We start from the raw sequence: 19,099 nt of genomic DNA, 5'->3' as shown, positions 1-19,099 counted from the left end.
ACAGCTGATAGAAACAGAAGCCACTGGAGCACCTCAAAAACACCATCATACACTAAATCAGTAAGTTGGCAGCATCACCAGCAAAATGAATTCAATATTTTCTTATTACGTAATCAGAAACTCCTTCCTCTGTCTTCCGTGGGGATTTCTCGCGTTCAGCAGGATGAATATTACGTCGCATTTGGAGCACTTTCGCTTAATTCATCACTGGATGATGTAGTGCTGGAGATGACTACGCTTGCGGAAAACGCGCTAGATCTGGCTGAAATCACTGAAGAATACACTCACGAATAACAAGGAACGCTATTTATGGGAATTTTAAAAAGCCTGTTTACCCTCGGCAAGTCCGTACTTTCTCAGGCGGAAGAGTCAATTGAAGAAGCGCAGGGGGTCCGCATGCTGGAGCAGCATATCCGTGATGCGAAAGGTGAGCTGGATAAAGCCGGAAAATCACGAGTAGACTTGCTGGCGCGCGTGAGGCTGAGTAATGACAAGTTGAACGATCTGCGTGAGCGTAAATCTAGTCTGGAAACACGAGTGTTGGAAGCGCTGAGTAAAAACGCTAACCCGTCACTGATCAACGAAGTTGCAGAAGAAATTGCCCGCTTAGAGAATGTCATTGCTGCAGAAGAGCAAGTACTCGCTAACCTTGAAGTGTCGCGGGATAGCGTTGAAAAAGCGGTGAGTGCAACCGCACAACGGATTGCACAGTTTGAACAGCAGCTTGAGGTGGTAAAGGCGACGGAAGCGATGCAGCGCGCCCAGCAGGCAGTGACTACCTCGACCGTAGGCGCGTCTTCGAGTGTGTCTACAGCCGCAGAGTCGCTCAAGCGTTTGCAAACGCGACAGGCTGAGCGTCAGGCCCGTCTGGATGCCGCTGCGCAGCTGGAAAAGGTTGCGGATGGGCGTGACCTGGATGAGAAGCTGGCCGAAGCCGGCATTGGGGCGAGCAATAAAAGTTCGGCTCAGGATGTACTGGCACGACTGCAGCGTCAGCAAGGCGAGTAAACGTCGTGAAATGCGCCAGCCTCGAAAGAAGGCTGGCAGATCATTAAGGGAAAATCATGATGAGTTTTTTCCAGCGCTTATTCGGTAAAGAGGCTGCTGTTGCGCCAGCTCGCGGGCCGTTAGGGTTACATCTGAATGCTGGTTTTACGCTTAACACGCTGGCATTTCGTCTGCTTGAAGAGTCACTATTGATCGAATTGCCTGGTGAGGAGTACACCGTTGCAGCCGCCAGCCACATTGATTTAGGCGGCGGAAGCCAGATTTTTCGCTACTACACGTCCGGAGAAGAGTTTCTGCAAATCAATACCACGGGCGGCTCAGACATCGATGATATCGACGATATCAAATTCTTTGTTTATGCGGAAAGTTACGGGATTTCGCAGAAAAAACACTGGCAGTCTGCCATTAGCCCGTCCGTAATAGGAACGCCGACGCTGAGCTGGCAGGAAGAGCGCTGGCAACGCTTTTTTAACGAGGAAGAACCGGGGAATATTGAGCCGGTTTATATGCTGGAAAAAGTAGAAAATCATCAGCATGCCATATGGAATGTACATAATTTTACCATGGGCTATCAGCGACAGGTTACAGATGATACCTGGGAATACCTGCTGTTGAACGGTGAAGAATCATTTAATGAGCTGGGAGAGCCTGAATGGGTATTCTCGCGGGCGCTGGGTGTAGATATTCCATTAACATCACTTAATGTAATTGGTTAATTTCAGGGAAGGTTACACAATGCACATACTGGATTCATTGCTGGCTTTTTGCGCCTATTTTTTTATTGGCGCAGCCATGGTGATCGTTTTTCTGTTTATATACTCAAAAATTACGCCGCACAATGAATGGCAACTGATTAAAAATAATAATACAGCAGCGTCACTGGCCTTTAGCGGCACGTTGCTGGGCTACGTTATTCCGTTATCCAGCGCGGCAATTAACGCCGTCAGCATTCCGGATTATTTCGCCTGGGGCGGCATCGCGCTGGTGATACAACTCGTCATTTACGGCGGTGTGCGTTTATACATGCCGGCACTGAGTGAAAAAATTATTAATCATAATACTGCAGCGGGATTATTTATGGGGACCGCCGCCCTGGCGGGGGGTATTTTTAACGCCGCCTGCATGACATGGTAATGGACGATCATGGCAAGAAAACGTAAATCCGGAAACAAAAACAGGGGGCAAGGGCATTCTGCCATCACGCGAATTGGGCGTCCGGCGAACTCCTTTGCAAGAAAACGCAGCCGTTACAGTGGAAAATACCTGACGCTGGCCATTATGGGCGGAGCGGCATTTTTTGTCCTCAAAGGATGTGCTGATGACGGCAATAACGATGGTGATGGTACCTTTTACTCCGCGGTGAGTGAATGTATTGACGATGGCAATAGCGCCACCGTTTGTGCCGATGGCTGGAACAATGCGAAAGCAGAGTTCTACTCTAACCTGCCAAAGCAAATGAGCAAGCAGAGCTGTCAGACACAGTTTGGCGACTGTTATCTCGACAGCATCGATCAAAGCTGGGTGCCGATATTCTCCGGTTTTTTACTCAGCCGCGTCATTCGCAAAAATCGCGACGAACAATATGTTTATAGCAGCGGCGGTTCTTCCTATGCTTCGCGCCCGGTCTGGCGTACAACTTCCGGGGATTACAGTTGGCGTTCCGGTAGTGGAAAACATGATACTGCAACCAGCCATAGTTATACGACGAAGAAAGTCTCGACGGTTTCACGCGGCGGCTACGGGCGTTCGTCCAGCGCGCGTGGGCACTGGGGAGGTTAACGATGCTGCGACATGATGTCCCTGTTCGTCAGGATTTGGACCGGATCGCCTACGATCACGGCTTTGATTTTCATATTATCGATAACGAGATTTACTGGGATGAGAGCCGGGCATACCGCTTTACGCTCCGGCAAGTGGAAGAGCAGATCGAAAAACCCACTGCGGAACTGCACCAGATGTGTCTGGATGTCGTCGAACGAGCAGTTAACGACGAACAGATTATGCAGCAACTGGCGATCCCGCCGCTGTATTGGGACGTTATTGCCGAAAGCTGGCGCAATCGCGATCCCTCCCTGTACGGCCGCATGGATTTTGTCTGGTGCGGAAATAACGCCCCGGTCAAGCTGCTGGAGTACAACGCGGATACACCAACGTCGCTTTATGAGTCAGCGTATTTCCAGTGGCTATGGCTGGAAGATGCGCGTCGCAGCGGGGTGATCACACGCGACGCCGACCAGTACAACGCCATTCAAGAGCGGCTAATCTCCCGTTTTGCTGAGCTTTATAGCCCGGAGCCCTTCTATTTTTGCTGCTGCGAAGATACTGACGAAGATCGTACCACGGTGCTGTATTTACAGGATTGCGCGCAGCAGGCTGGGCAAGAGTCACGGTTTATTTACGTCGAAGATCTGGGGCTTGGCGTTGGCGGTGTTCTCACGGACCTGGATGATAACGTCATTCGTCGCGCCTTTAAGCTCTATCCCCTGGAGTGGATGATGCGAGATGAGAATGGCCCTTTGCTGCGCCATCGCCGCGAACAGTGGGTTGAGCCGTTGTGGAAGAGTGTGCTCAGCAATAAAGGGCTAATGCCTTTGCTGTGGCATTTTTTTCCCAACCATCCCAACCTGCTGCCCGCCTGGTTTGACGGTGAAACGCCACAAATTGCGGCTGGTGAAAGCTATGTACGCAAACCGATATTTTCCCGTGAAGGGGGAAATGTCACCATTTTTGATGGTCAGCAGCAGGTCGTTGAGCATGCCGAGGGTGATTACGCCGAAGAACCGATGATCTATCAGGCATTTCAGCCATTACCGCGCTTTGGCGACAGCTACACGTTGATCGGTAGCTGGATCGTGGATGATGAAGCCTGTGGTATGGGGATCCGCGAGGATAATACTTTGATCACTAAAGATACTTCTCGTTTTATTCCTCATTATATTGCTGGCTAACCGTACTTTTGTGATCTCCCTCCGTCGCGAATAATGTGGTTCTGACCATACTTAAAGCGACGGCCATTGACGGAGGGAGACACAATGCACTGGCAAACGCATACCGTTTTTAACCAACCTGTACCGCTCAATAACAGTAACTTATATTTGTCCGATGGCGCGCTGTGCGAAGCGGTTATCCGTGAAGGCGCTGGCTGGGATAGCGATCTTCTCGCCAGTATTGGTCAGCAGCTAGGGACTGCCGAGTCGCTCGAACTGGGTCGTCTGGCCAATGCTTTTCCACCTGAACTGTTGCGCTACGACCCGCAGGGGCAGCGGCTGGATGATGTGCGTTTTCATCCTGCCTGGCATTTGCTGATGCAGGGATTGTGCGCCAACCGCGTACATAATCTGGCCTGGGAAGAAGATGCGAGGCAGGGAACATTTGTTGCACGGGCCGCGCGTTTCATGCTGCATGCGCAGGTTGAAGCTGGCACGTTGTGTCCGGTGACCATGACTTTTGCCGCCACGCCGCTGTTACTTCAAATGTTACCCGCCCCCTTTCACGACTGGCTTACGCCGCTGCTAAGCGACCGTTATGACTCGCATTTACTGCCCGGAGGGCAAAAGCGTGGGCTGCTTATCGGCATGGGCATGACCGAGAAGCAGGGTGGTTCAGATGTGCTGAGCAATACCACTCAGGCAGAACGTCTTGCTGACGGCTCGTATCGGCTGGTGGGACATAAGTGGTTTTTCTCCGTGCCGCAAAGCGATGCCCATTTAGTGCTGGCCCAGGCTAAGGGAGGATTATCCTGCTTTTTTGTGCCGCGATTTTTACCTGACGGGCAGCGTAATGCTATCCGTCTTGAGCGATTGAAAGATAAGTTAGGCAACCGCTCCAACGCCAGCTGCGAGGTTGAATTCCACGATGCGATTGGCTGGCTATTGGGTGAAGAAGGGGAAGGTATACGCCATATCCTGAAAATGGGGGGGATGACGCGTTTTGACTGTGCGCTCGGCAGTCACGGTATGATGCGACGTGCTTTTTCCGTCGCGATTTACCATGCTCACCAGCGGCAAGTTTTTGGCAAGCCATTGATTGAACAACCGATGATGCGCCAAGTGTTAGGTCGGATGGCGCTCCAACTGGAAGGTCAAACGGCGTTACTGTTTCGACTGGCGCGGGCCTGGGACCGTCGTGCTGATGCTAAAGAAGCGCTGTGGGCCAGGTTGTTCACGCCAGCGGCGAAATTCTCCGTTTGCAAAAGCGGTATGCCATTTGTGGCAGAAGCGATGGAAGTGCTGGGTGGGATTGGCTATTGCGAGGAGAGCGAGCTGCCGCGTTTGTATCGTGAAATGCCGGTAAACAGTATCTGGGAAGGCTCTGGCAACATTATGTGCCTTGATGTATTGCGGGTACTAACCAAACAACCCGGCATATACGAGATGCTCAGTGAAGCCTTTGCGGAAGTCAAAGGGCAAGACCGACATTACGATCGAATGGTGCGTCAGCTCCAGCAGCGTTTACGTAAACCCAGCGAGGCATTGGGGCGGGAGATTACGCAGCAGCTTTTCCTGCTTGGTTGCGGAGCGCAGATGTTGCGCTATGCCTCTCCACCAGTGGCGCAGGCCTGGTGCCAAATTATGCTTGATACGCGGGGGGGACTACGATTGTCTGAGCAGGTGCTGAACGATTTGCTTCTGCGGGCAACGGGGGGATTACGGTAATAATATGCCTGATGGCGACGCTTTCGCGTCTTATCATGTCTACAGTTCACTGTAGCTCAGATAAGTTTACGCCATCCGGCAATGTGTTAAGCATAGAGTATGGCCTGTACGCGCCAGTTGTCGGGCTGCTGATCTTCGTACATTTGAATGATCCGATACCATGAGGCACCTTGTTCATCCGCTTTTAACGCGACAACACGTTCTACATCCTGCGGATTTCCTGCAATGTTACTGACAGATATCTGGCCAATTTCGTTCAGGCCAGTAACACAGTCAGCACTGGCGAATTCGGCAGACTGTGCCGTAGTACCTACCAGTCCGGCAGAAAGCAGCAGTGAGGATAAGGCAAGTGATTGTTTCATCGTCAGCTCCATTATTCGTACCCCTACACACGGCAGGGCATTCCATCGCGATAATAAACCTCAAGCTTCCTGCTGTTGGTTTATTGTGCACAGGTAAACGCATAGGGGCGCAAAGCAATGTAAAGCTGACTAAATTTCAACCCAATGTTATTTACGATACAAAATAGCCTGTGAATACCATTGGCCTGTCACGATAGTTTCATCCACTAATAAAACCACGTAGTAATCAGCTTTAGCCGCGGCGGCTTTGGCACGGATCTCTGCCAGCGCATCATCCGGAGAGCCTCTTACCAGCGCGCTAACCGTCCCTAATCGCTGTAACCCATTACTCTGGTCACGGCGGATCTCCTGCGGGTGGTCGGCAACGGGCGGTGCGGGTTGTGGCGTTCCCTGTAGCACGCTACAGGAGCTTAAAAACATAACCAACAACAAAGAGGCAAACCGACGCATAACTCTATCTCGTTTCCTGATAGCCATAGTGTAGTGCCTTATTAATTTCCCTTTAGGGGAATGTTCCCGAATTGTTATCTCTCACGCGATTTTCGAATGAAAATGTTGCGAAAGCGTAACCCAGTTCTCAACATTATGAATCATTGCCGAACACATTCGCTTGCGTTAAGTATTGCTGCATGGCATACCAGAAAGAAAGAGGCGACAAATGATCGAAATTGAAACACGACAGTTGGCGGGTATACCTGTCCTGCACGCCGTTCCGGCTGGCAAACGCGAATGTTCACTCCCTTGTGTTATCTTCTATCACGGGTTTACCTCTTCAAGCCTGGTTTACAGCTATTTTGCCGTTGCGCTGGCTCAGGCCGGGTTCCGTGTCGTCATGCCAGATGCGCCCGACCATGGCGCTCGCTTCAAAAGCGATGCCAGGGTGCGAATGCGCCGCTTCTGGCATATTTTGCAGCAAAATATGCAGGAGTTTACGACGTTACGTGCGGCGCTGGAGGCGGAAAATTGGCTTTCAGATGAGCGGCTTGCCGTCGGTGGGGCGTCGATGGGGGGAATGACAGCATTGGGCATAATGGCGCGCCATCCTGAGGTTAAATGTGTAGCCAGCCTGATGGGTTCAGGCTATTTTACCCGGCTTGCGCAGACGCTTTTTCCCCCTTTACTGGTTCAGACCCCAGAGCAGCAGGCGGAATTTGATGCCGTTATCGCCCCGCTTGCCGAATGGGATGTTACGCATCAGTTACCACGCCTCGCTGACAGGCCGTTGCTGCTGTGGCATGGACAGGATGATGATGTTGTACCGGCTGTTGAAACCTTCCGCTTACAGCAAGCGCTGATTCAGGCAGGTTTGGACAACAATCTGACCTGCCTGTGGGAAGCGGGCGTACGACATCGCATCACGCCAGAAGCGTTGGCCGCAACAGTGACGTTTTTCCGCCAGCACCTTTAAACGCGCATAATGCTCACGCCCTGAGCTTCAAGCTGTTGCAGAATCTCAGGGTTTGCATTTTTGCCAGTAATCAGCATGTCGATTTGGTCGGCGCGACTGAACAGCATTCCCGCACGTTCACCGACTTTACTGCTATCGACCAGTACCACCAGTTTGCCCACCACGTTAAGCATCTTCTGCTCGGCCATCGCGGTCAGCATATCCGTTTTATACAGTCCGTCCGCGGTCAACCCTTTGCCACTGGTGAACATCCAGTGCCCGGCATACAGGCTATTTTCACTGCCTTGCGGGCTAAGCGTGATGGATTGGCTTTTGTTATATTGCCCTCCCATGATGATCACGCTGTCATGCTCCTGGTCGATCAGATAGTTCGCCAGCGGCAGATAATTAGTGATGATCTGCACCGGCTTGCCGCACATTTCGCGACCCAGCAGAAAGGCGGTCGATCCGCAGTTGATCACCACGCTTTCACCTGCATTCACAAGCTGGGATGCCGCCTTGGCAATGCGAACTTTTTCATCGTGGTTCTGTGCCTGGTGCAGATTCATTGGCGTCCAGCGCGGTCGCTGCTGGGTAATAGCTTCTGCGCCGTTGCGGACTTTCTTGAGTTTGCCGCTTTCATCGAGTTTGTTGATGTCCCGGCGTGCTGTGGCGGGTGAAATCCCCAGACGCTCAATCACGTTCTCAACGGTAACAAAGCCCAACTGCGCCAGCATATCCAGCAGTATTTGATGTCTTTGTGCTTCAGTCATGAGCTATTCCGATACAAATTGATTTGAAAAGATGATATTTGAAATAGCCTGGAAATACTAAAGTAAATGGGAAAAAATGCCGGGATGGCCCGGCATTTTGTGTGGATCACAAGAACGATTTAAACGGTAAATCCGGTTCAATCGTGAAGCAGTCGTCAAAGCCGCGCGGATAGTGATATTCAAAGTTATCTTTGTCCAGCGGCCAGGTGAACTTGCCACCCACCTGCCAGATAAAAGGCTTAAAGCCATACTTCAGCCGATCTTTTTTCATCTCCCAAAGTACGCGGATCTCCTGAGGATCGGCCTGGAAGTTTGACCAGATATCGTGATGGAAAGGGATCACCACTTTTGTATTCAGGGCCTCCGCCATACGCAGCATGTCGGAACTGGTCATTTTGTCCGTAATACCCCGTGGGTTCTCGCCGTAGGATCCGAGCGCGACGTCGATCTGGTGCTCATTGCCATGCTTTGCATAGTAGTTGGAGTAGTGTGAATCACCGCTGTGATAAAGCGTACCGCCCGGCGTTTTGAACAGATAGTTTACGGCGCGGGCATCCATACCATCCGGCAGCACGCCTGCCGCTTTTTGATCGGCAGGAAGCGTGATCAATGCCGTACGATCAAACGCATCAAGCGCATGAATTTCAATATCTTTCACTTTCACCACATCGCCAGGTTTTACCACGATGCAGCGCTCTTTTGGTACACCCCAACCGATCCACAGATCCACACAAGTCTGCGGTCCAATAAACGGTACGTCGTCGGCACAGTTCTGCATGACGGCTGCCGCAACATTTACGTCGATGTGATCGTTATGATCGTGCGTGGCCAGCACCGCATCGATCTGACGAATGGCAAACGGATCAAGAACAAACGGCGTGGTGCGCAGGTTTGGCTGCAGCTTCTTCACGCCCGCCATGCGTTGCATCTGGTGACCGGTTTTCATCAGCGGGTTACCGTGACTCTGTTTACCCGTACCGCACCAGAAATCGACGCAGACGTTAGTTCCGCCTTCAGACTTTAGCCAAATACCGGTACAGCCAAGCCACCACATAGCGAAAGTGCCAGGTGCGACCTGTTCCTGCTCGATCTCTTCATTGAGCCAGCTTCCCCACTCCGGGAATGTGCTCAGAATCCATGATTCACGCGTGATGCTTTTTACTTTACTCATCGCAATTACCTTCATGTTTGTTCAAGTTGAATCAAATTATGATTTGTTTTGATTGATACTGGCATCATTTTCTCAAGAAGGCAATGCGCTGATTTTTGGTGTTGAATGGGAAAATGCGAACAAATTACAACGTGACAAGATGGTTTATATGAAATATATTTTTGTATTTTATTGTTTTAAATGAATTTATTTTGACGAGTGTGAATTTGAAGTAAATCCACTCTGCAAGTAAGAGAATTATTTGCGTACTTCATCACATTTAATCAAATTCAATCTTGTTGTGATTACTTTTGAAAATTAGAGTGAGGGCACAACATCCTGGGCATCTGTAATGAATGTTCAGCAACTTCGTCTACTGGAGATCGTTATGGAGATCCTCTACAACATCTTTACCGTCTTTTTTAATCAGGTCATGACCAATGCACCGTTGCTGTTGGGTATTGTGACCTGCCTCGGCTACATCCTGTTGCGTAAAAGTGTCAGCGTCATTATCAAAGGCACGATCAAAACGATTATCGGTTTTATGTTATTGCAGGCAGGGTCGGGCATTCTGACCAGCACGTTTAAACCGGTGGTGGCGAAGATGTCTGAGGTTTACGGTATCAATGGCGCGATCTCCGATACCTATGCCTCCATGATGGCAACCATCGAACGAATGGGCGATGCATACAGTTGGGTAGGGTACGCCGTACTGTTAGCGCTGGCGCTGAACATTTGTTACGTACTGCTACGGCGTATTACCGGCATTCGAACCATCATGCTGACTGGGCACATCATGTTCCAGCAGGCGGGGCTGATTGCTGTCTCTTTCTACATCTTTGGTTACCCGATGTGGACCACCATCATCTGTACCGCGGTGCTGGTGTCGCTCTACTGGGGCATTACCTCCAATATGATGTACAAACCGACGCAGGAAGTAACTGACGGTTGCGGTTTTTCCATCGGTCACCAGCAGCAGTTCGCCTCCTGGATTGCTTACAAAGTCGCGCCGTATCTGGGTAAGAAAGAGGAGAGCGTAGAAGATCTCAAGCTGCCAGGCTGGCTGAATATCTTCCATGACAACATCGTTTCCACCGCGATTGTGATGACCATCTTTTTCGGGGCGATCCTGCTCTCTTTCGGCATTGATGTGGTTCAGGCGATGGCGGGTAAAACCCACTGGACGGTGTATATCCTGCAAACCGGTTTTTCGTTTGCTGTCGCTATCTTCATCATCACCCAGGGCGTACGTATGTTCGTTGCTGAACTTTCAGAAGCGTTCAACGGTATCTCTCAACGTCTGATCCCCGGCGCGGTGTTGGCTATCGACTGCGCAGCCATTTACAGCTTTGCCCCCAACGCGGTGGTCTGGGGCTTTATGTGGGGCACCATCGGCCAACTGATTGCGGTAGGTATTCTGGTTGCCTGCGGCTCTTCCATCCTGATTATCCCAGGCTTTATCCCGATGTTCTTCTCGAACGCCACCATCGGCGTATTTGCTAACCACTTTGGCGGCTGGCGCGCGGCGCTCAAGATTTGCCTGGTGATGGGGATGATCGAAATCTTCGGCTGCGTTTGGGCGGTGAAACTCACCGGTATGAGCGCCTGGATGGGCATGGCGGACTGGTCAATTCTGGCACCGCCGATGATGCAAGGCTTTGCCTCCATCGGCATCGTGTTTATGGCCGTCATTATTCTGATTGCACTGGCTTATATGTTTTTCGCAGGACGCACGTTGCGCGCTGAGGAAGACGCAGAAAAACAACTGGCAGAACACTCTGCTTAATAAGGAGTTCCGATTATGACCGTACGTATTCTGGCTGTGTGTGGCAATGGGCAGGGCAGTTCCATGATCATGAAAATGAAGGTGGACCAGTTTTTAACCCAGTCAAATATTGACCATACGGTAAACAGCTGCGCTGTGGGTGAATACAAAAGTGAACTGAGCGGCGCGGATATCATCATCGCCTCTACGCATATCGCCGGTGAGATTACCGTTTCTGGCAATAAATATGTCGTTGGCGTACGCAACATGCTGTCTCCTGCCGATTTTGGGCCAAAACTGCTGGAAGTGATCAAAGCGCATTTCCCGCAGGACGTGAAGTAGGGGGCGGCATATGAAATTACGTGACTCGCTAACAGACAATAATTCCATCCTTTTGCAAGCCGAGGCCAGTACCTGGCAGGAAGCGGTAAAGCTTGGTGTGGATCTGTTGGTTAAGGCCGATGTGGTTGAACCACGCTACTACCAGGCCATCCTTGATGGCGTTGAGCAGTTTGGCCCGTACTTTGTGATTGCGCCTGGCCTGGCAATGCCGCACGGCCGTCCGGAGGAAGGGGTCAAGAAAACTGGTTTTGCGCTGGTGACGCTGAAATCACCGCTGGTGTTTAACCACGAAGATAACGACCCGGTCGATATTCTGATAACGATGGCGGCAGTTGACGCCAACACACATCAGGAAGTGGGCATCATGCAGATCGTGAATCTCTTTGATGACGAAGCCAATTTCGACCGTTTACGCGCCTGTCGCACCGCGCAGGAAGTGTTGGATTTAATTGATAACGCCACTGCGGCGGCTGTTTAAAAGGATACCAAAATGTCATTACCTATGTTGCAGGTTGCGCTGGATAACCAATCAATGTCTTCTGCGTATGAAACGACGCGTCTGATTGCCGAAGAGGTCGATATCATTGAGGTGGGAACTATTCTTTGCGTGGCAGAGGGTGTGCGCGCCGTTCGCGATCTGAAGGCGCTTTACCCGCATAAAATTGTGCTGGCGGACGCCAAAATTGCCGATGCGGGAAAAATCCTCTCCCGCATGTGTTTCGAAGCCAACGCTGACTGGGTCACCGTCATCTGCTGTGCGGATATCAACACCACCAAGGGGGCACTGGAGGTAGCGAAAGAATTTAACGGCGACGTGCAGATTGAACTGACCGGTTACTGGACCTGGGAGCAGGCCCAGGAATGGCGTGACGCAGGGATTGGGCAAGTTGTGTATCACCGCAGCCGTGATGCGCAGGCGGCGGGCGTGGCGTGGGGAGAAGCGGATATCAGCGCGATCAAACGCCTGTCCGAGATGGGCTTTAAAGTCACCGTCACCGGCGGTCTGGCGCTGGAAGATCTGCCGCTGTTTCAGGGAATTCCGATTCACGTATTTATTGCCGGTCGCAGCATTCGCGATGCCGCCTCTCCGGTGGAAGCGGCCCGTCAGTTCAAACGTTCTATCGCCCAGCTGTGGGGATAAGGAGCGACTATGTTGTCGAAACAGGTCCCGCTCGGTATTTATGAAAAGGCACTCCCCGGCGGGGAGTGCTGGCTGGAGCGTTTGCAGCTGGCGAAGGAACTGGGCTTTGACTTTGTCGAAATGTCGGTTGATGAAACCGACGCTCGCCTGGCGCGTCTTGACTGGAACCGCGAGCAGCGACTGGCGCTGGTGGCCGCAATCGCTGAGACAGGGATACGGGTACCGTCCATGTGCCTGAGCGCTCATCGTCGTTTCCCGCTTGGTAGTGAAGATGATGCGGTACGCGAACAGGGGCTGGAGATCATGCGTAAAGCCATTCAGTTTGCGCAGGATATCGGTATTCGCGTTATTCAACTGGCGGGTTACGACGTTTATTACCAGCAGGCCAATAACGAAACGCGTCGTCGGTTTCGCGATGGGCTGAAAGAAAGCGTAGAGATGGCGAGCCGTGCGCAGGTGACGCTGGCGATGGAAATCATGGATTATCCACTGATGAATTCGATCAGTAAGGCGCTGGGATACGCTCACTATCTCAACAATCCGTGGTTCCAGCTGTATCCCGATATCGGCAATTTGTCGGCGTGGGACAACGATGTGCAGATGGAGCTGCAGGCGGGAATGGGCCATATCGTTGCCGTACACGTGAAGGATACCAAACCCGGCGTATTCAAAAATGTGCCGTTTGGTGAAGGGGTTGTCGATTTCGAACGTTGTTTTGCGACGCTCAAACAGAGTGGGTATTGCGGGCCATACCTGATTGAGATGTGGAGTGAAACGTCGGACGACCCGGCACGTGAAGTGGTGAAGGCGCGCGACTGGGTGAAAGCGCGTATGGCCAGCGCCGGTCTGGTGGAGGCGGTATAATGCAAAAACTCAAACAGCAGGTTTTTGAGGCCAATATGGATCTGCCGCGCTACGGGCTGGTGACGTTTACCTGGGGTAATGTCAGCGCCATCGACCGCGAACGCGGGCTGGTGGTGATTAAGCCCAGCGGCGTCGACTACCAAACAATGACAGTGGACGACATGGTAGTTGTGGATCTGTACGGCAACGTGGTGGAAGGACGCTATCGTCCTTCTTCCGATACCGCCACCCATCTGGCGCTGTTTCGTCGCTATTCCTCTCTTGGCGGCGTGGTGCATACTCACTCAACCCACGCGACGGCATGGGCGCAGGCAGGTCTGGCAATACCCGCGCTCGGTACGACGCATGCGGACTACTTCTTTGGTGATATTCCCTGCACCCGGGCGTTAACTGAAGCGGAAGTTCAGGATGAGTATGAGCTGAATACCGGCAGGGTGATTGTTGAAACGCTGGGGGAGGTGGAACCTTTGCATACGCCAGGCGTAGTGGTGTACCAGCATGGCCCGTTTGCCTGGGGCAAAGATGCTCACGACGCGGTACATAACGCGGTGGTGATGGAAGAGGTGGCAAAAATGGCATGGATTGCGCGCGGTATTAATCCGGCGCTCAGCCCCATCGACAGTTATCTGATGAATAAGCACTTCATGCGTAAGCACGGCCCAAATGCCTATTACGGGCAGAAGTAGGAATAAACGTTCCGGAGCCAACTCTTCATGGGGATGAGATCGGTCTGGCTTCGGGATTGTTTTGCAAAAAAAGCCCCCAGTGAAGGGGGCAAGTCAAACTGTGGCAACGTTCTCGTTGGTTATTTCTGGTGTTAACGATAAATATCTGCACTGGCGTGCATATTTCCGTTACTACCGGGTTCCCTGGTGAGGATCACGTGGTAGTAGGTTGCGCCTTGCGCATCGGTCTCTTCATTCAGGGCCTGAGTGGCTTCACTTTCAGTGGCGAAGTTATGATTTATGTAAATGACGCCTAAGCTCTGCACATCATCCATGTTCCTGGCCTGATGGTTATCAATTTTGATGGCTGCCGTTGCATTTGCACTGAGCAAAAGCACAGCTAGAAGGGTCAAAACACGGGCTCGCATATGTACCTCCTCGACTGCGGTCTCTGGTTGCCTCTCTCCTGTGAGTGATTAACTTCTGATGTAATTTTAACCGCTACCAGCGCAGTCGATAGCGACCATTTCTGATGCAGTTGTTCAAAAAATTACCGCATAGCCATCTTTTCTTTAATTAACAGTCTGCTGGTGTATACCGCTGCGGTGAAAAAATACCTGCCTTTCGCGCATAAGCTCTTACCAAATAGTCAATTTAATCGGTTGAGTACGCCGTTTATAGTGAGCCGGATAATTAATATAACTTTATGATAATAAGGCAAAAACTTATGGATACTTCATTCATGGATTTCAGCTATTTCGTGGTTATGTTTATGGTCGCGCTGGTGGCTGGCTTTATTAACGTGGTGTCGGGCGGTGGTGGATTTCTCTCTATTGGCGCACTCTTAATTTCTGGTTTACCCCCGGCTAATGCGCTGGCAACCAATAAAATTCAGGCTCTGGGTAGCTCTCTGACCTCTGGAATTTACTTTTTACGCCGGGGACATATCAACGTGCAGGAGCACAAGTATGTGTTTTTATCTGCCTTTATCGGTTCTGCGCTGGGAACGACGCTTATCCAGTTCATTGAACCGGAACTGCTGAAGAAACTGCTCCCAATCCTGATTATCGCAGTCGCCATTTACTTTATTTTTGCGCCAAACCTTAGCGAACCGAAAAGAAAGCAGCAGGTATCCCTGTTTCTCTTCTCGTTGATCGGTGGGGGATGTATTGGTTTTTATGATGGCTTTCTCGGTGCTGGGGCAGGTTCCTTTTATACCCTCAGCTATATCCTGCTGTGGGGATACAGTATTGATAAAGCGCAAATCCACTCGAATTTTATTAACCTGGCGTCGAACATCGCCTCGATTTTGTTCTTCATTTTCGGCGGTAAAATGATCTGGTCGCTTGGGCTGGTGATGTTTGCAGGGCAATCCCTTGGCGCACGTCTTGGTGCGACAGTCGTACTGACGCGCGGTAAGAAAGTCATCCGACCCATGATTGTCATTGTCTCCATTTGCATCAGCATCAAAATGCTGCTGGATATGTATTAATAGTGACATGATAAATAATCGTACAAGCACCTTGAGTTTACCTGCTGACCCCAGTATTATGACGCGTCATTTTTCAGCCGACCTTTAACACGTTCCTTGCCTCCATGGGCCTCGGCTGACCCAGACAGGAGGCTGAATAATCCGTAAGGAGCAATTCGATGCGTCATTACGAAATCGTTTTTATGGTCCATCCTGACCAGAGCGAACAGGTTCCGGGTATGATCGAACGCTACACTGCTGCCATCACTGGTGCAGAAGGCACGATCCACCGTCTGGAAGACTGGGGCCGCCGTCAGCTGGCTTACCCGATCAACAAACTGCACAAAGCTCACTACGTCCTGATGAACGTTGAAGCGCCGCAGGAAGTGATCGATGAGCTGGAAACTACCTTCCGCTTCAACGATGCCGTTATCCGCAGCATGGTTATGCGTACTAAACACGCTGTTACCGAAGCATCTCCGATGGTTAAAGCGAAAGACGAGCGTCGTGAACGTCGCGATGATTTCGCTAACGAAACCGCAGATGATGCTGAAGCTGGGGATTCTGAAGAGTAATTTCTGATGACCAACCGTCTGGCGTTGTCCGGCACTGTGTGCAGGGCCCCCCTTCGAAAGGTCAGTCCATCAGGAATTCCTCATTGCCAGTTCGTGCTTGAGCATCGTTCTGTGCAGGAGGAAGCCGGGTTTCACCGGCAGGCGTGGTGCCAAATGCCCGTTATTATTAGCGGACACGAAAACCAAGCCATTACTCACAGTATAACGGTCGGTAGCGCAGTGACCGTTCAGGGGTTCATCTCTTGCCACAAAGCAAAGAACGGCCTGAGCAAAATGGTTCTGCATGCCGAGCAGATTGAATTGATAGATTCTGGAGACTAGCCATATGGCACGTTATTTCCGTCGTCGCAAGTTCTGCCGTTTCACCGCGGAAGGCGTTCAAGAGATCGACTATAAAGATATCGCTACGCTGAAAAACTACATCACCGAAAGCGGTAAGATTGTCCCAAGCCGTATCACCGGTACCCGTGCAAAATACCAGCGTCAGCTGGCTCGCGCTATCAAACGCGCTCGCTACCTGTCCCTGCTGCCGTACACTGATCGTCATCAGTAATCGGTCACGGTCCATTAATACGACTTTGAGAGGATAAGGTAATGCAAGTTATTCTGCTTGATAAAGTAGCAAACCTGGGTAGCCTGGGTGATCAGGTTAACGTTAAAGCGGGCTATGCTCGTAACTTCCTGGTACCACAGGGTAAAGCTGTTCCTGCTACCAAGAAAAACGTTGAATTTTTCGAAGCGCGTCGCGCTGAGCTGGAAGCTAAATTGGCTGACGTTCTGTCCGCTGCTGAAGCTCGTGCTGAGAAAATCAACGCACTGGAAACCGTAACCATCGCGTCTAAAGCTGGCGACGAAGGTAAACTGTTCGGTTCCATCGGTACTCGCGACATCGCTGACGCTGTAACTGCAGCTGGCGTTGAAGTAGCTAAGAGCGAAGTTCGTCTGCCGAACGGCGTTCTGCGTACCACTGGCGAGCACGAAGTGAGCTTCCAGGTTCACAGCGAAGTGTTTGCTAAGCTGACTGTAAACGTAGTTGCAGAATAAGTTTTTATTCTGATGACCGCGTAAAAGCGCCGGCCCTGTGCCGGCGTTTTGCTTTTCTGTTCCCCCGCTTTTCTCTCTGGCTATTCTTTATCCTTTTCGGGATAATCAAAAAAATAAAACATTATTTCAAAGTGGTGATGGAATGGAACCAACGCACCAACCTCTGTTTGCGCGTAAAAATGTTGTCTACCTGAGCGCGGCGTTCTGCTGCCTACTGTGGGGGAGTGCCTATCCGGCGATCAAAAGCGGATATGAGATCTTCCAGATTGCCACGGATGACATTCCCTCAAAGATTGTCTTTGCCGGATATCGCTTTCTGTTTGCGGGATTATTGCTGCTACTGCTGGCGGTAGCGCAGCGTAAACCGATTGGCCGGTTAAGTCCGCGTCAGTACGGCCAACTCACGCTGTTGGGGCTAACGCAAACCTCGCTGCAATACATCTTTTTCTACATTGGCCTGGCGTTCACGACGGGAGTGAAAGGGTCCATCATGAATGCGACCGGGACCTTCTTCAGCGTGCTGCTGGCCCATTTTATCTACCATAACGACAAACTGAGTTACAACAAAGCGCTGGGCTGTATTCTCGGCTTTACCGGCGTAATGGTGGTGAACTTTAGCAGCGGAATGGATTTTAGCTTCAGCCTGTTAGGTGACGGCTCAGTAGTGATGGCAGCTTTTATTCTCTCTGCTGCCACGCTATATGGAAAACGTATTTCTCAGACGGTGGACCCGACGGTAATGACAGGGTACCAGTTGGGCGGTGGCGGCCTGGCGTTGGTTATCGGCGGCTACGCTTTTGGCGGCACGCTAACCGTACACGGTGCATCTTCGGTGGCGATTCTCGGCTACCTGACGTTACTCTCTTCGGTCGCTTTCGCCTTGTGGAGTATTCTGCTCAAGCATAATCGCGTGGGGATGATTGCGCCGTTTAACTTCCTGATCCCGGTTTCGGGAGCAGTACTGTCGGCAATATTCCTCGGTGAAAACATTCTCGAATGGAAATATGCGGTAGCGCTGGTGCTGGTGTGTTCGGGGATCTGGTGGGTGAACAAGGTGAAACGCTGACGTTTCACCTTGATGCCTGATGGCGCTATCGCTTATCAGGCCTGGAATCGCGGGGTCACAGCGCTTAACGGGCGCGGATAAAACTGCCGTTAGGCTGGCGGGTAAACAGTACTTGCTGACCATTCCCGGTATCAATGGTTAATCCCGTCACCACGCCATTGGCATTCTGCCTGATCTGTATCATCTGACCGTCTTTCAGATTGCTCAGTGGTTTTCCGGCGCCTTCAACCTGTGCCATCGCATAGACATCGGTTGGCGGGAGGTTATGGTCACGGAATACCTGCGCCAGCGTTTTACCTGAGTCTACGCGGTAGGAGCGCCACTGCTGGTCAATTCCGCTATCCTGTTGGAAAGGTTGTGTCTGCGGCTGAGATTGCTGGACCTGAGGCTGCGCATCAGGTTCTCCTTCCTGGATTGGCTCTGGCGCAACCGGAGCGACCTGGCCGGGATCATTTTGCGGCGCGACGAGCTGTGCCTGCAGTTGAGCCTCGGTCGGTGGCTGCGACTGTGACTGTAAATCCAGCTGGGCAGTACGCGTCACCACAGGGGCATCGCTGGTGTCACTGGAAGGGAGCAGGAAACCTATCACCAACACAATAGCGGCAATAATAATGCCGCGGCGGTGCATAGGCGGTAGCGGGTCCATAATGCGAAAATTGTCCGGTGCATGCCAGATTTTCGCCAGGGTTGGTTTTAATTCAAAGCGCCCGGGCATGGCTTTCCTCCTGCTCCGCGTCTCGTTCCTCGATCATAGAGTATAGATGGCTAACGCTATGATGTTCGTCATATTACCCGCTTTCGTGACGTCAACGCGGGATATTCCTATTGTTT

At 51.4% G+C, this 19,099-nt stretch carries 26 protein-coding genes; 20 read left to right on the top strand and 6 right to left on the bottom strand.

Going from position 1 to position 19,099, the window contains the following annotated elements; translation table 11 throughout:
- From OGX92_RS07460 to OGX92_RS07430, 7 genes are all read left to right on the top strand, one after another.
- Positions 1 to 294 (top strand): DUF2170 family protein (locus tag OGX92_RS07460; RefSeq protein WP_286586383.1); only part of this gene is annotated, 294 nt, incomplete at its 5' end.
- 15 nt (positions 295 to 309) lie between these two features.
- On the top strand, positions 310 to 1,008 hold the full coding sequence (locus OGX92_RS07455) for a PspA/IM30 family protein (RefSeq protein WP_286586382.1): 699 nt from the start codon (positions 310 to 312) through the stop codon (positions 1,006 to 1,008).
- A gap of 56 nt (positions 1,009 to 1,064) precedes the next feature.
- Entirely contained in the window at positions 1,065 to 1,724 is a 660-nt protein-coding gene (locus tag OGX92_RS07450; protein ID WP_003830476.1) for a YjfK family protein, read from the top strand.
- Positions 1,725 to 1,743: 19 nt separating this feature from the next.
- Positions 1,744 to 2,142 carry a DUF350 domain-containing protein gene (locus OGX92_RS07445; protein WP_003830474.1) on the top strand — a complete coding sequence of 133 codons (399 nt, stop codon included), beginning with the start codon at positions 1,744 to 1,746 and terminating at the stop codon, positions 2,140 to 2,142.
- A gap of 9 nt (positions 2,143 to 2,151) precedes the next feature.
- Positions 2,152 to 2,787, top strand: coding sequence for a DUF1190 domain-containing protein (locus tag OGX92_RS07440; RefSeq protein ID WP_149281791.1), 636 nt, complete (start codon positions 2,152 to 2,154; stop codon positions 2,785 to 2,787).
- Positions 2,788 to 2,789: 2 nt separating this feature from the next.
- On the top strand, positions 2,790 to 3,956 hold the full coding sequence (locus OGX92_RS07435) for a glutathionylspermidine synthase family protein (RefSeq protein ID WP_063941656.1): 1,167 nt from the start codon (positions 2,790 to 2,792) through the stop codon (positions 3,954 to 3,956).
- 84 nt (positions 3,957 to 4,040) lie between these two features.
- Complete coding sequence (locus OGX92_RS07430; protein ID WP_149335660.1) at positions 4,041 to 5,663, top strand: isovaleryl-CoA dehydrogenase; 1,623 nt, start codon at positions 4,041 to 4,043, stop codon at positions 5,661 to 5,663.
- Between the two features lie 86 nt (positions 5,664 to 5,749).
- Here OGX92_RS07430 and yjfN read toward each other — a convergent pair whose 3' ends face one another.
- Both yjfN and bsmA read right to left on the bottom strand, forming a co-directional pair.
- Positions 5,750 to 6,025, bottom strand: coding sequence for a DUF1471 family protease activator YjfN (yjfN, locus tag OGX92_RS07425; RefSeq protein WP_003830465.1), 276 nt, complete (start codon positions 6,023 to 6,025; stop codon positions 5,750 to 5,752).
- 147 nt (positions 6,026 to 6,172) lie between these two features.
- A complete protein-coding gene (gene bsmA / locus OGX92_RS07420; protein ID WP_286586381.1) occupies positions 6,173 to 6,502 on the bottom strand; it encodes a biofilm peroxide resistance protein BsmA in 330 nt (109 codons plus the stop codon).
- 181 nt (positions 6,503 to 6,683) lie between these two features.
- Between bsmA and yjfP the strand changes: the two genes are divergently transcribed.
- Positions 6,684 to 7,433 (top strand): esterase, encoded by a 750-nt coding sequence (gene yjfP / locus OGX92_RS07415; RefSeq protein ID WP_063941654.1) that lies wholly within the window; start codon positions 6,684 to 6,686, stop codon positions 7,431 to 7,433.
- On the opposite strand, the gene ulaR is transcribed toward yjfP, so the two are convergent.
- Both ulaR and ulaG read right to left on the bottom strand, forming a co-directional pair.
- Positions 7,430 to 8,185: an HTH-type transcriptional regulator UlaR gene (ulaR, locus tag OGX92_RS07410; protein WP_003025646.1), complete on the bottom strand. Its 756-nt coding sequence runs from the start codon at positions 8,183 to 8,185 to the stop codon at positions 7,430 to 7,432. The two genes, yjfP and ulaR, sit on opposite strands and share 4 nt — an antisense overlap.
- A 106-nt stretch (positions 8,186 to 8,291) precedes the next feature.
- A complete protein-coding gene (gene ulaG / locus OGX92_RS07405) occupies positions 8,292 to 9,356 on the bottom strand; it encodes an L-ascorbate 6-phosphate lactonase (protein ID WP_003025649.1) in 1,065 nt (354 codons plus the stop codon).
- A gap of 367 nt (positions 9,357 to 9,723) precedes the next feature.
- Between ulaG and ulaA the strand changes: the two genes are divergently transcribed.
- From ulaA to OGX92_RS07375, 6 genes are read left to right on the top strand one after another with little or no spacing between them, the layout of a single operon-like run.
- Entirely contained in the window at positions 9,724 to 11,121 is a 1,398-nt protein-coding gene (gene ulaA, locus OGX92_RS07400; RefSeq protein ID WP_003830456.1) for a PTS ascorbate transporter subunit IIC, read from the top strand.
- 15 nt (positions 11,122 to 11,136) lie between these two features.
- Positions 11,137 to 11,442: a PTS ascorbate transporter subunit IIB gene (gene ulaB, locus OGX92_RS07395; RefSeq protein WP_003025655.1), complete on the top strand. Its 306-nt coding sequence runs from the start codon at positions 11,137 to 11,139 to the stop codon at positions 11,440 to 11,442.
- A gap of 10 nt (positions 11,443 to 11,452) precedes the next feature.
- Positions 11,453 to 11,920, top strand: a complete 468-nt coding sequence (gene ulaC, locus OGX92_RS07390; protein ID WP_003830454.1) for a PTS ascorbate transporter subunit IIA — start codon at positions 11,453 to 11,455, stop codon at positions 11,918 to 11,920.
- Positions 11,921 to 11,932: 12 nt separating this feature from the next.
- Positions 11,933 to 12,583 carry a 3-keto-L-gulonate-6-phosphate decarboxylase UlaD gene (ulaD, locus tag OGX92_RS07385; RefSeq protein WP_003025660.1) on the top strand — a complete coding sequence of 217 codons (651 nt, stop codon included), beginning with the start codon at positions 11,933 to 11,935 and terminating at the stop codon, positions 12,581 to 12,583.
- 9 nt (positions 12,584 to 12,592) lie between these two features.
- Entirely contained in the window at positions 12,593 to 13,447 is an 855-nt protein-coding gene (locus tag OGX92_RS07380) for an L-ribulose-5-phosphate 3-epimerase (protein ID WP_003830452.1), read from the top strand.
- On the top strand, positions 13,447 to 14,133 hold the full coding sequence (locus OGX92_RS07375; RefSeq protein ID WP_286586380.1) for an L-ribulose-5-phosphate 4-epimerase: 687 nt from the start codon (positions 13,447 to 13,449) through the stop codon (positions 14,131 to 14,133). The genes OGX92_RS07380 and OGX92_RS07375 overlap by 1 nt, the downstream gene beginning before the upstream one ends.
- A gap of 131 nt (positions 14,134 to 14,264) precedes the next feature.
- Here the strand turns inward: OGX92_RS07375 and yjfY are convergent, their stop codons facing one another.
- Complete coding sequence (gene yjfY / locus OGX92_RS07370; protein WP_003025668.1) at positions 14,265 to 14,540, bottom strand: DUF1471 family protein YjfY; 276 nt, start codon at positions 14,538 to 14,540, stop codon at positions 14,265 to 14,267.
- A gap of 299 nt (positions 14,541 to 14,839) precedes the next feature.
- Between yjfY and OGX92_RS07365 the strand changes: the two genes are divergently transcribed.
- The 6 genes from OGX92_RS07365 (at position 14,840) to OGX92_RS07335 (ending at position 18,268) form a co-directional block, all read left to right on the top strand.
- The gene (locus tag OGX92_RS07365) at positions 14,840 to 15,604 is read left to right on the top strand and encodes a TSUP family transporter (RefSeq protein ID WP_003830447.1); all 765 of its coding nucleotides are present in this window, start codon (positions 14,840 to 14,842) and stop codon (positions 15,602 to 15,604) included.
- 158 nt (positions 15,605 to 15,762) lie between these two features.
- Positions 15,763 to 16,158 carry a 30S ribosomal protein S6 gene (rpsF, locus tag OGX92_RS07355; RefSeq protein WP_003025672.1) on the top strand — a complete coding sequence of 132 codons (396 nt, stop codon included), beginning with the start codon at positions 15,763 to 15,765 and terminating at the stop codon, positions 16,156 to 16,158.
- Between the two features lie 6 nt (positions 16,159 to 16,164).
- Positions 16,165 to 16,479, top strand: coding sequence for a primosomal replication protein N (gene priB / locus OGX92_RS07350; protein ID WP_003025674.1), 315 nt, complete (start codon positions 16,165 to 16,167; stop codon positions 16,477 to 16,479).
- Positions 16,480 to 16,483: 4 nt separating this feature from the next.
- Positions 16,484 to 16,711, top strand: coding sequence for a 30S ribosomal protein S18 (gene rpsR / locus OGX92_RS07345; RefSeq protein WP_000135199.1), 228 nt, complete (start codon positions 16,484 to 16,486; stop codon positions 16,709 to 16,711).
- A gap of 41 nt (positions 16,712 to 16,752) precedes the next feature.
- Positions 16,753 to 17,202, top strand: coding sequence for a 50S ribosomal protein L9 (gene rplI, locus OGX92_RS07340; RefSeq protein WP_003025676.1), 450 nt, complete (start codon positions 16,753 to 16,755; stop codon positions 17,200 to 17,202).
- 142 nt (positions 17,203 to 17,344) lie between these two features.
- Positions 17,345 to 18,268: a DMT family transporter gene (locus tag OGX92_RS07335; protein ID WP_008786017.1), complete on the top strand. Its 924-nt coding sequence runs from the start codon at positions 17,345 to 17,347 to the stop codon at positions 18,266 to 18,268.
- Between the two features lie 64 nt (positions 18,269 to 18,332).
- Here the strand turns inward: OGX92_RS07335 and OGX92_RS07330 are convergent, their stop codons facing one another.
- The gene (locus OGX92_RS07330; protein WP_003830442.1) at positions 18,333 to 18,983 is read right to left on the bottom strand and encodes a LysM-like peptidoglycan-binding domain-containing protein; all 651 of its coding nucleotides are present in this window, start codon (positions 18,981 to 18,983) and stop codon (positions 18,333 to 18,335) included.
- Between the last annotated feature and the right edge of the window lie 116 nt (positions 18,984 to 19,099).

Origin of the sequence: Citrobacter sp. Cpo089 (assembly GCF_030332695.1) — a bacterium.
GTDB lineage: Bacteria > Pseudomonadota > Gammaproteobacteria > Enterobacterales > Enterobacteriaceae > Citrobacter > Citrobacter portucalensis.
Note: the sequence above shows the minus strand (reverse complement) of the source record. Positions and strands in the feature narration are given on the sequence as shown.

What these genes read in the sequence shown, in the direction of transcription:
- OGX92_RS07455 (WP_286586382.1), top strand. Translation starts at nt 310, where the DNA reads ATGGGAATTTTAAAAAGCCTGTTTACCCTCGGCAAGTCCGTACTTTCT.
- OGX92_RS07450 (WP_003830476.1), top strand. Translation starts at nt 1,065, where the DNA reads ATGATGAGTTTTTTCCAGCGCTTATTCGGTAAAGAGGCTGCTGTTGCG.
- OGX92_RS07445 (WP_003830474.1), top strand. Translation starts at nt 1,744, where the DNA reads ATGCACATACTGGATTCATTGCTGGCTTTTTGCGCCTATTTTTTTATT.
- OGX92_RS07440 (WP_149281791.1), top strand. Translation starts at nt 2,152, where the DNA reads ATGGCAAGAAAACGTAAATCCGGAAACAAAAACAGGGGGCAAGGGCAT.
- OGX92_RS07435 (WP_063941656.1), top strand. Translation starts at nt 2,790, where the DNA reads ATGCTGCGACATGATGTCCCTGTTCGTCAGGATTTGGACCGGATCGCC.
- OGX92_RS07430 (WP_149335660.1), top strand. Translation starts at nt 4,041, where the DNA reads ATGCACTGGCAAACGCATACCGTTTTTAACCAACCTGTACCGCTCAAT.
- yjfN (WP_003830465.1), bottom strand. Translation starts at nt 6,025, where the DNA reads ATGAAACAATCACTTGCCTTATCCTCACTGCTGCTTTCTGCCGGACTG.
- bsmA (WP_286586381.1), bottom strand. Translation starts at nt 6,502, where the DNA reads ATGGCTATCAGGAAACGAGATAGAGTTATGCGTCGGTTTGCCTCTTTG.
- yjfP (WP_063941654.1), top strand. Translation starts at nt 6,684, where the DNA reads ATGATCGAAATTGAAACACGACAGTTGGCGGGTATACCTGTCCTGCAC.
- ulaR (WP_003025646.1), bottom strand. Translation starts at nt 8,185, where the DNA reads ATGACTGAAGCACAAAGACATCAAATACTGCTGGATATGCTGGCGCAG.
- ulaG (WP_003025649.1), bottom strand. Translation starts at nt 9,356, where the DNA reads ATGAGTAAAGTAAAAAGCATCACGCGTGAATCATGGATTCTGAGCACA.
- ulaA (WP_003830456.1), top strand. Translation starts at nt 9,724, where the DNA reads ATGGAGATCCTCTACAACATCTTTACCGTCTTTTTTAATCAGGTCATG.
- ulaB (WP_003025655.1), top strand. Translation starts at nt 11,137, where the DNA reads ATGACCGTACGTATTCTGGCTGTGTGTGGCAATGGGCAGGGCAGTTCC.
- ulaC (WP_003830454.1), top strand. Translation starts at nt 11,453, where the DNA reads ATGAAATTACGTGACTCGCTAACAGACAATAATTCCATCCTTTTGCAA.
- ulaD (WP_003025660.1), top strand. Translation starts at nt 11,933, where the DNA reads ATGTCATTACCTATGTTGCAGGTTGCGCTGGATAACCAATCAATGTCT.
- OGX92_RS07380 (WP_003830452.1), top strand. Translation starts at nt 12,593, where the DNA reads ATGTTGTCGAAACAGGTCCCGCTCGGTATTTATGAAAAGGCACTCCCC.
- OGX92_RS07375 (WP_286586380.1), top strand. Translation starts at nt 13,447, where the DNA reads ATGCAAAAACTCAAACAGCAGGTTTTTGAGGCCAATATGGATCTGCCG.
- yjfY (WP_003025668.1), bottom strand. Translation starts at nt 14,540, where the DNA reads ATGCGAGCCCGTGTTTTGACCCTTCTAGCTGTGCTTTTGCTCAGTGCA.
- OGX92_RS07365 (WP_003830447.1), top strand. Translation starts at nt 14,840, where the DNA reads ATGGATACTTCATTCATGGATTTCAGCTATTTCGTGGTTATGTTTATG.
- rpsF (WP_003025672.1), top strand. Translation starts at nt 15,763, where the DNA reads ATGCGTCATTACGAAATCGTTTTTATGGTCCATCCTGACCAGAGCGAA.
- priB (WP_003025674.1), top strand. Translation starts at nt 16,165, where the DNA reads ATGACCAACCGTCTGGCGTTGTCCGGCACTGTGTGCAGGGCCCCCCTT.
- rpsR (WP_000135199.1), top strand. Translation starts at nt 16,484, where the DNA reads ATGGCACGTTATTTCCGTCGTCGCAAGTTCTGCCGTTTCACCGCGGAA.
- rplI (WP_003025676.1), top strand. Translation starts at nt 16,753, where the DNA reads ATGCAAGTTATTCTGCTTGATAAAGTAGCAAACCTGGGTAGCCTGGGT.
- OGX92_RS07335 (WP_008786017.1), top strand. Translation starts at nt 17,345, where the DNA reads ATGGAACCAACGCACCAACCTCTGTTTGCGCGTAAAAATGTTGTCTAC.
- OGX92_RS07330 (WP_003830442.1), bottom strand. Translation starts at nt 18,983, where the DNA reads ATGCCCGGGCGCTTTGAATTAAAACCAACCCTGGCGAAAATCTGGCAT.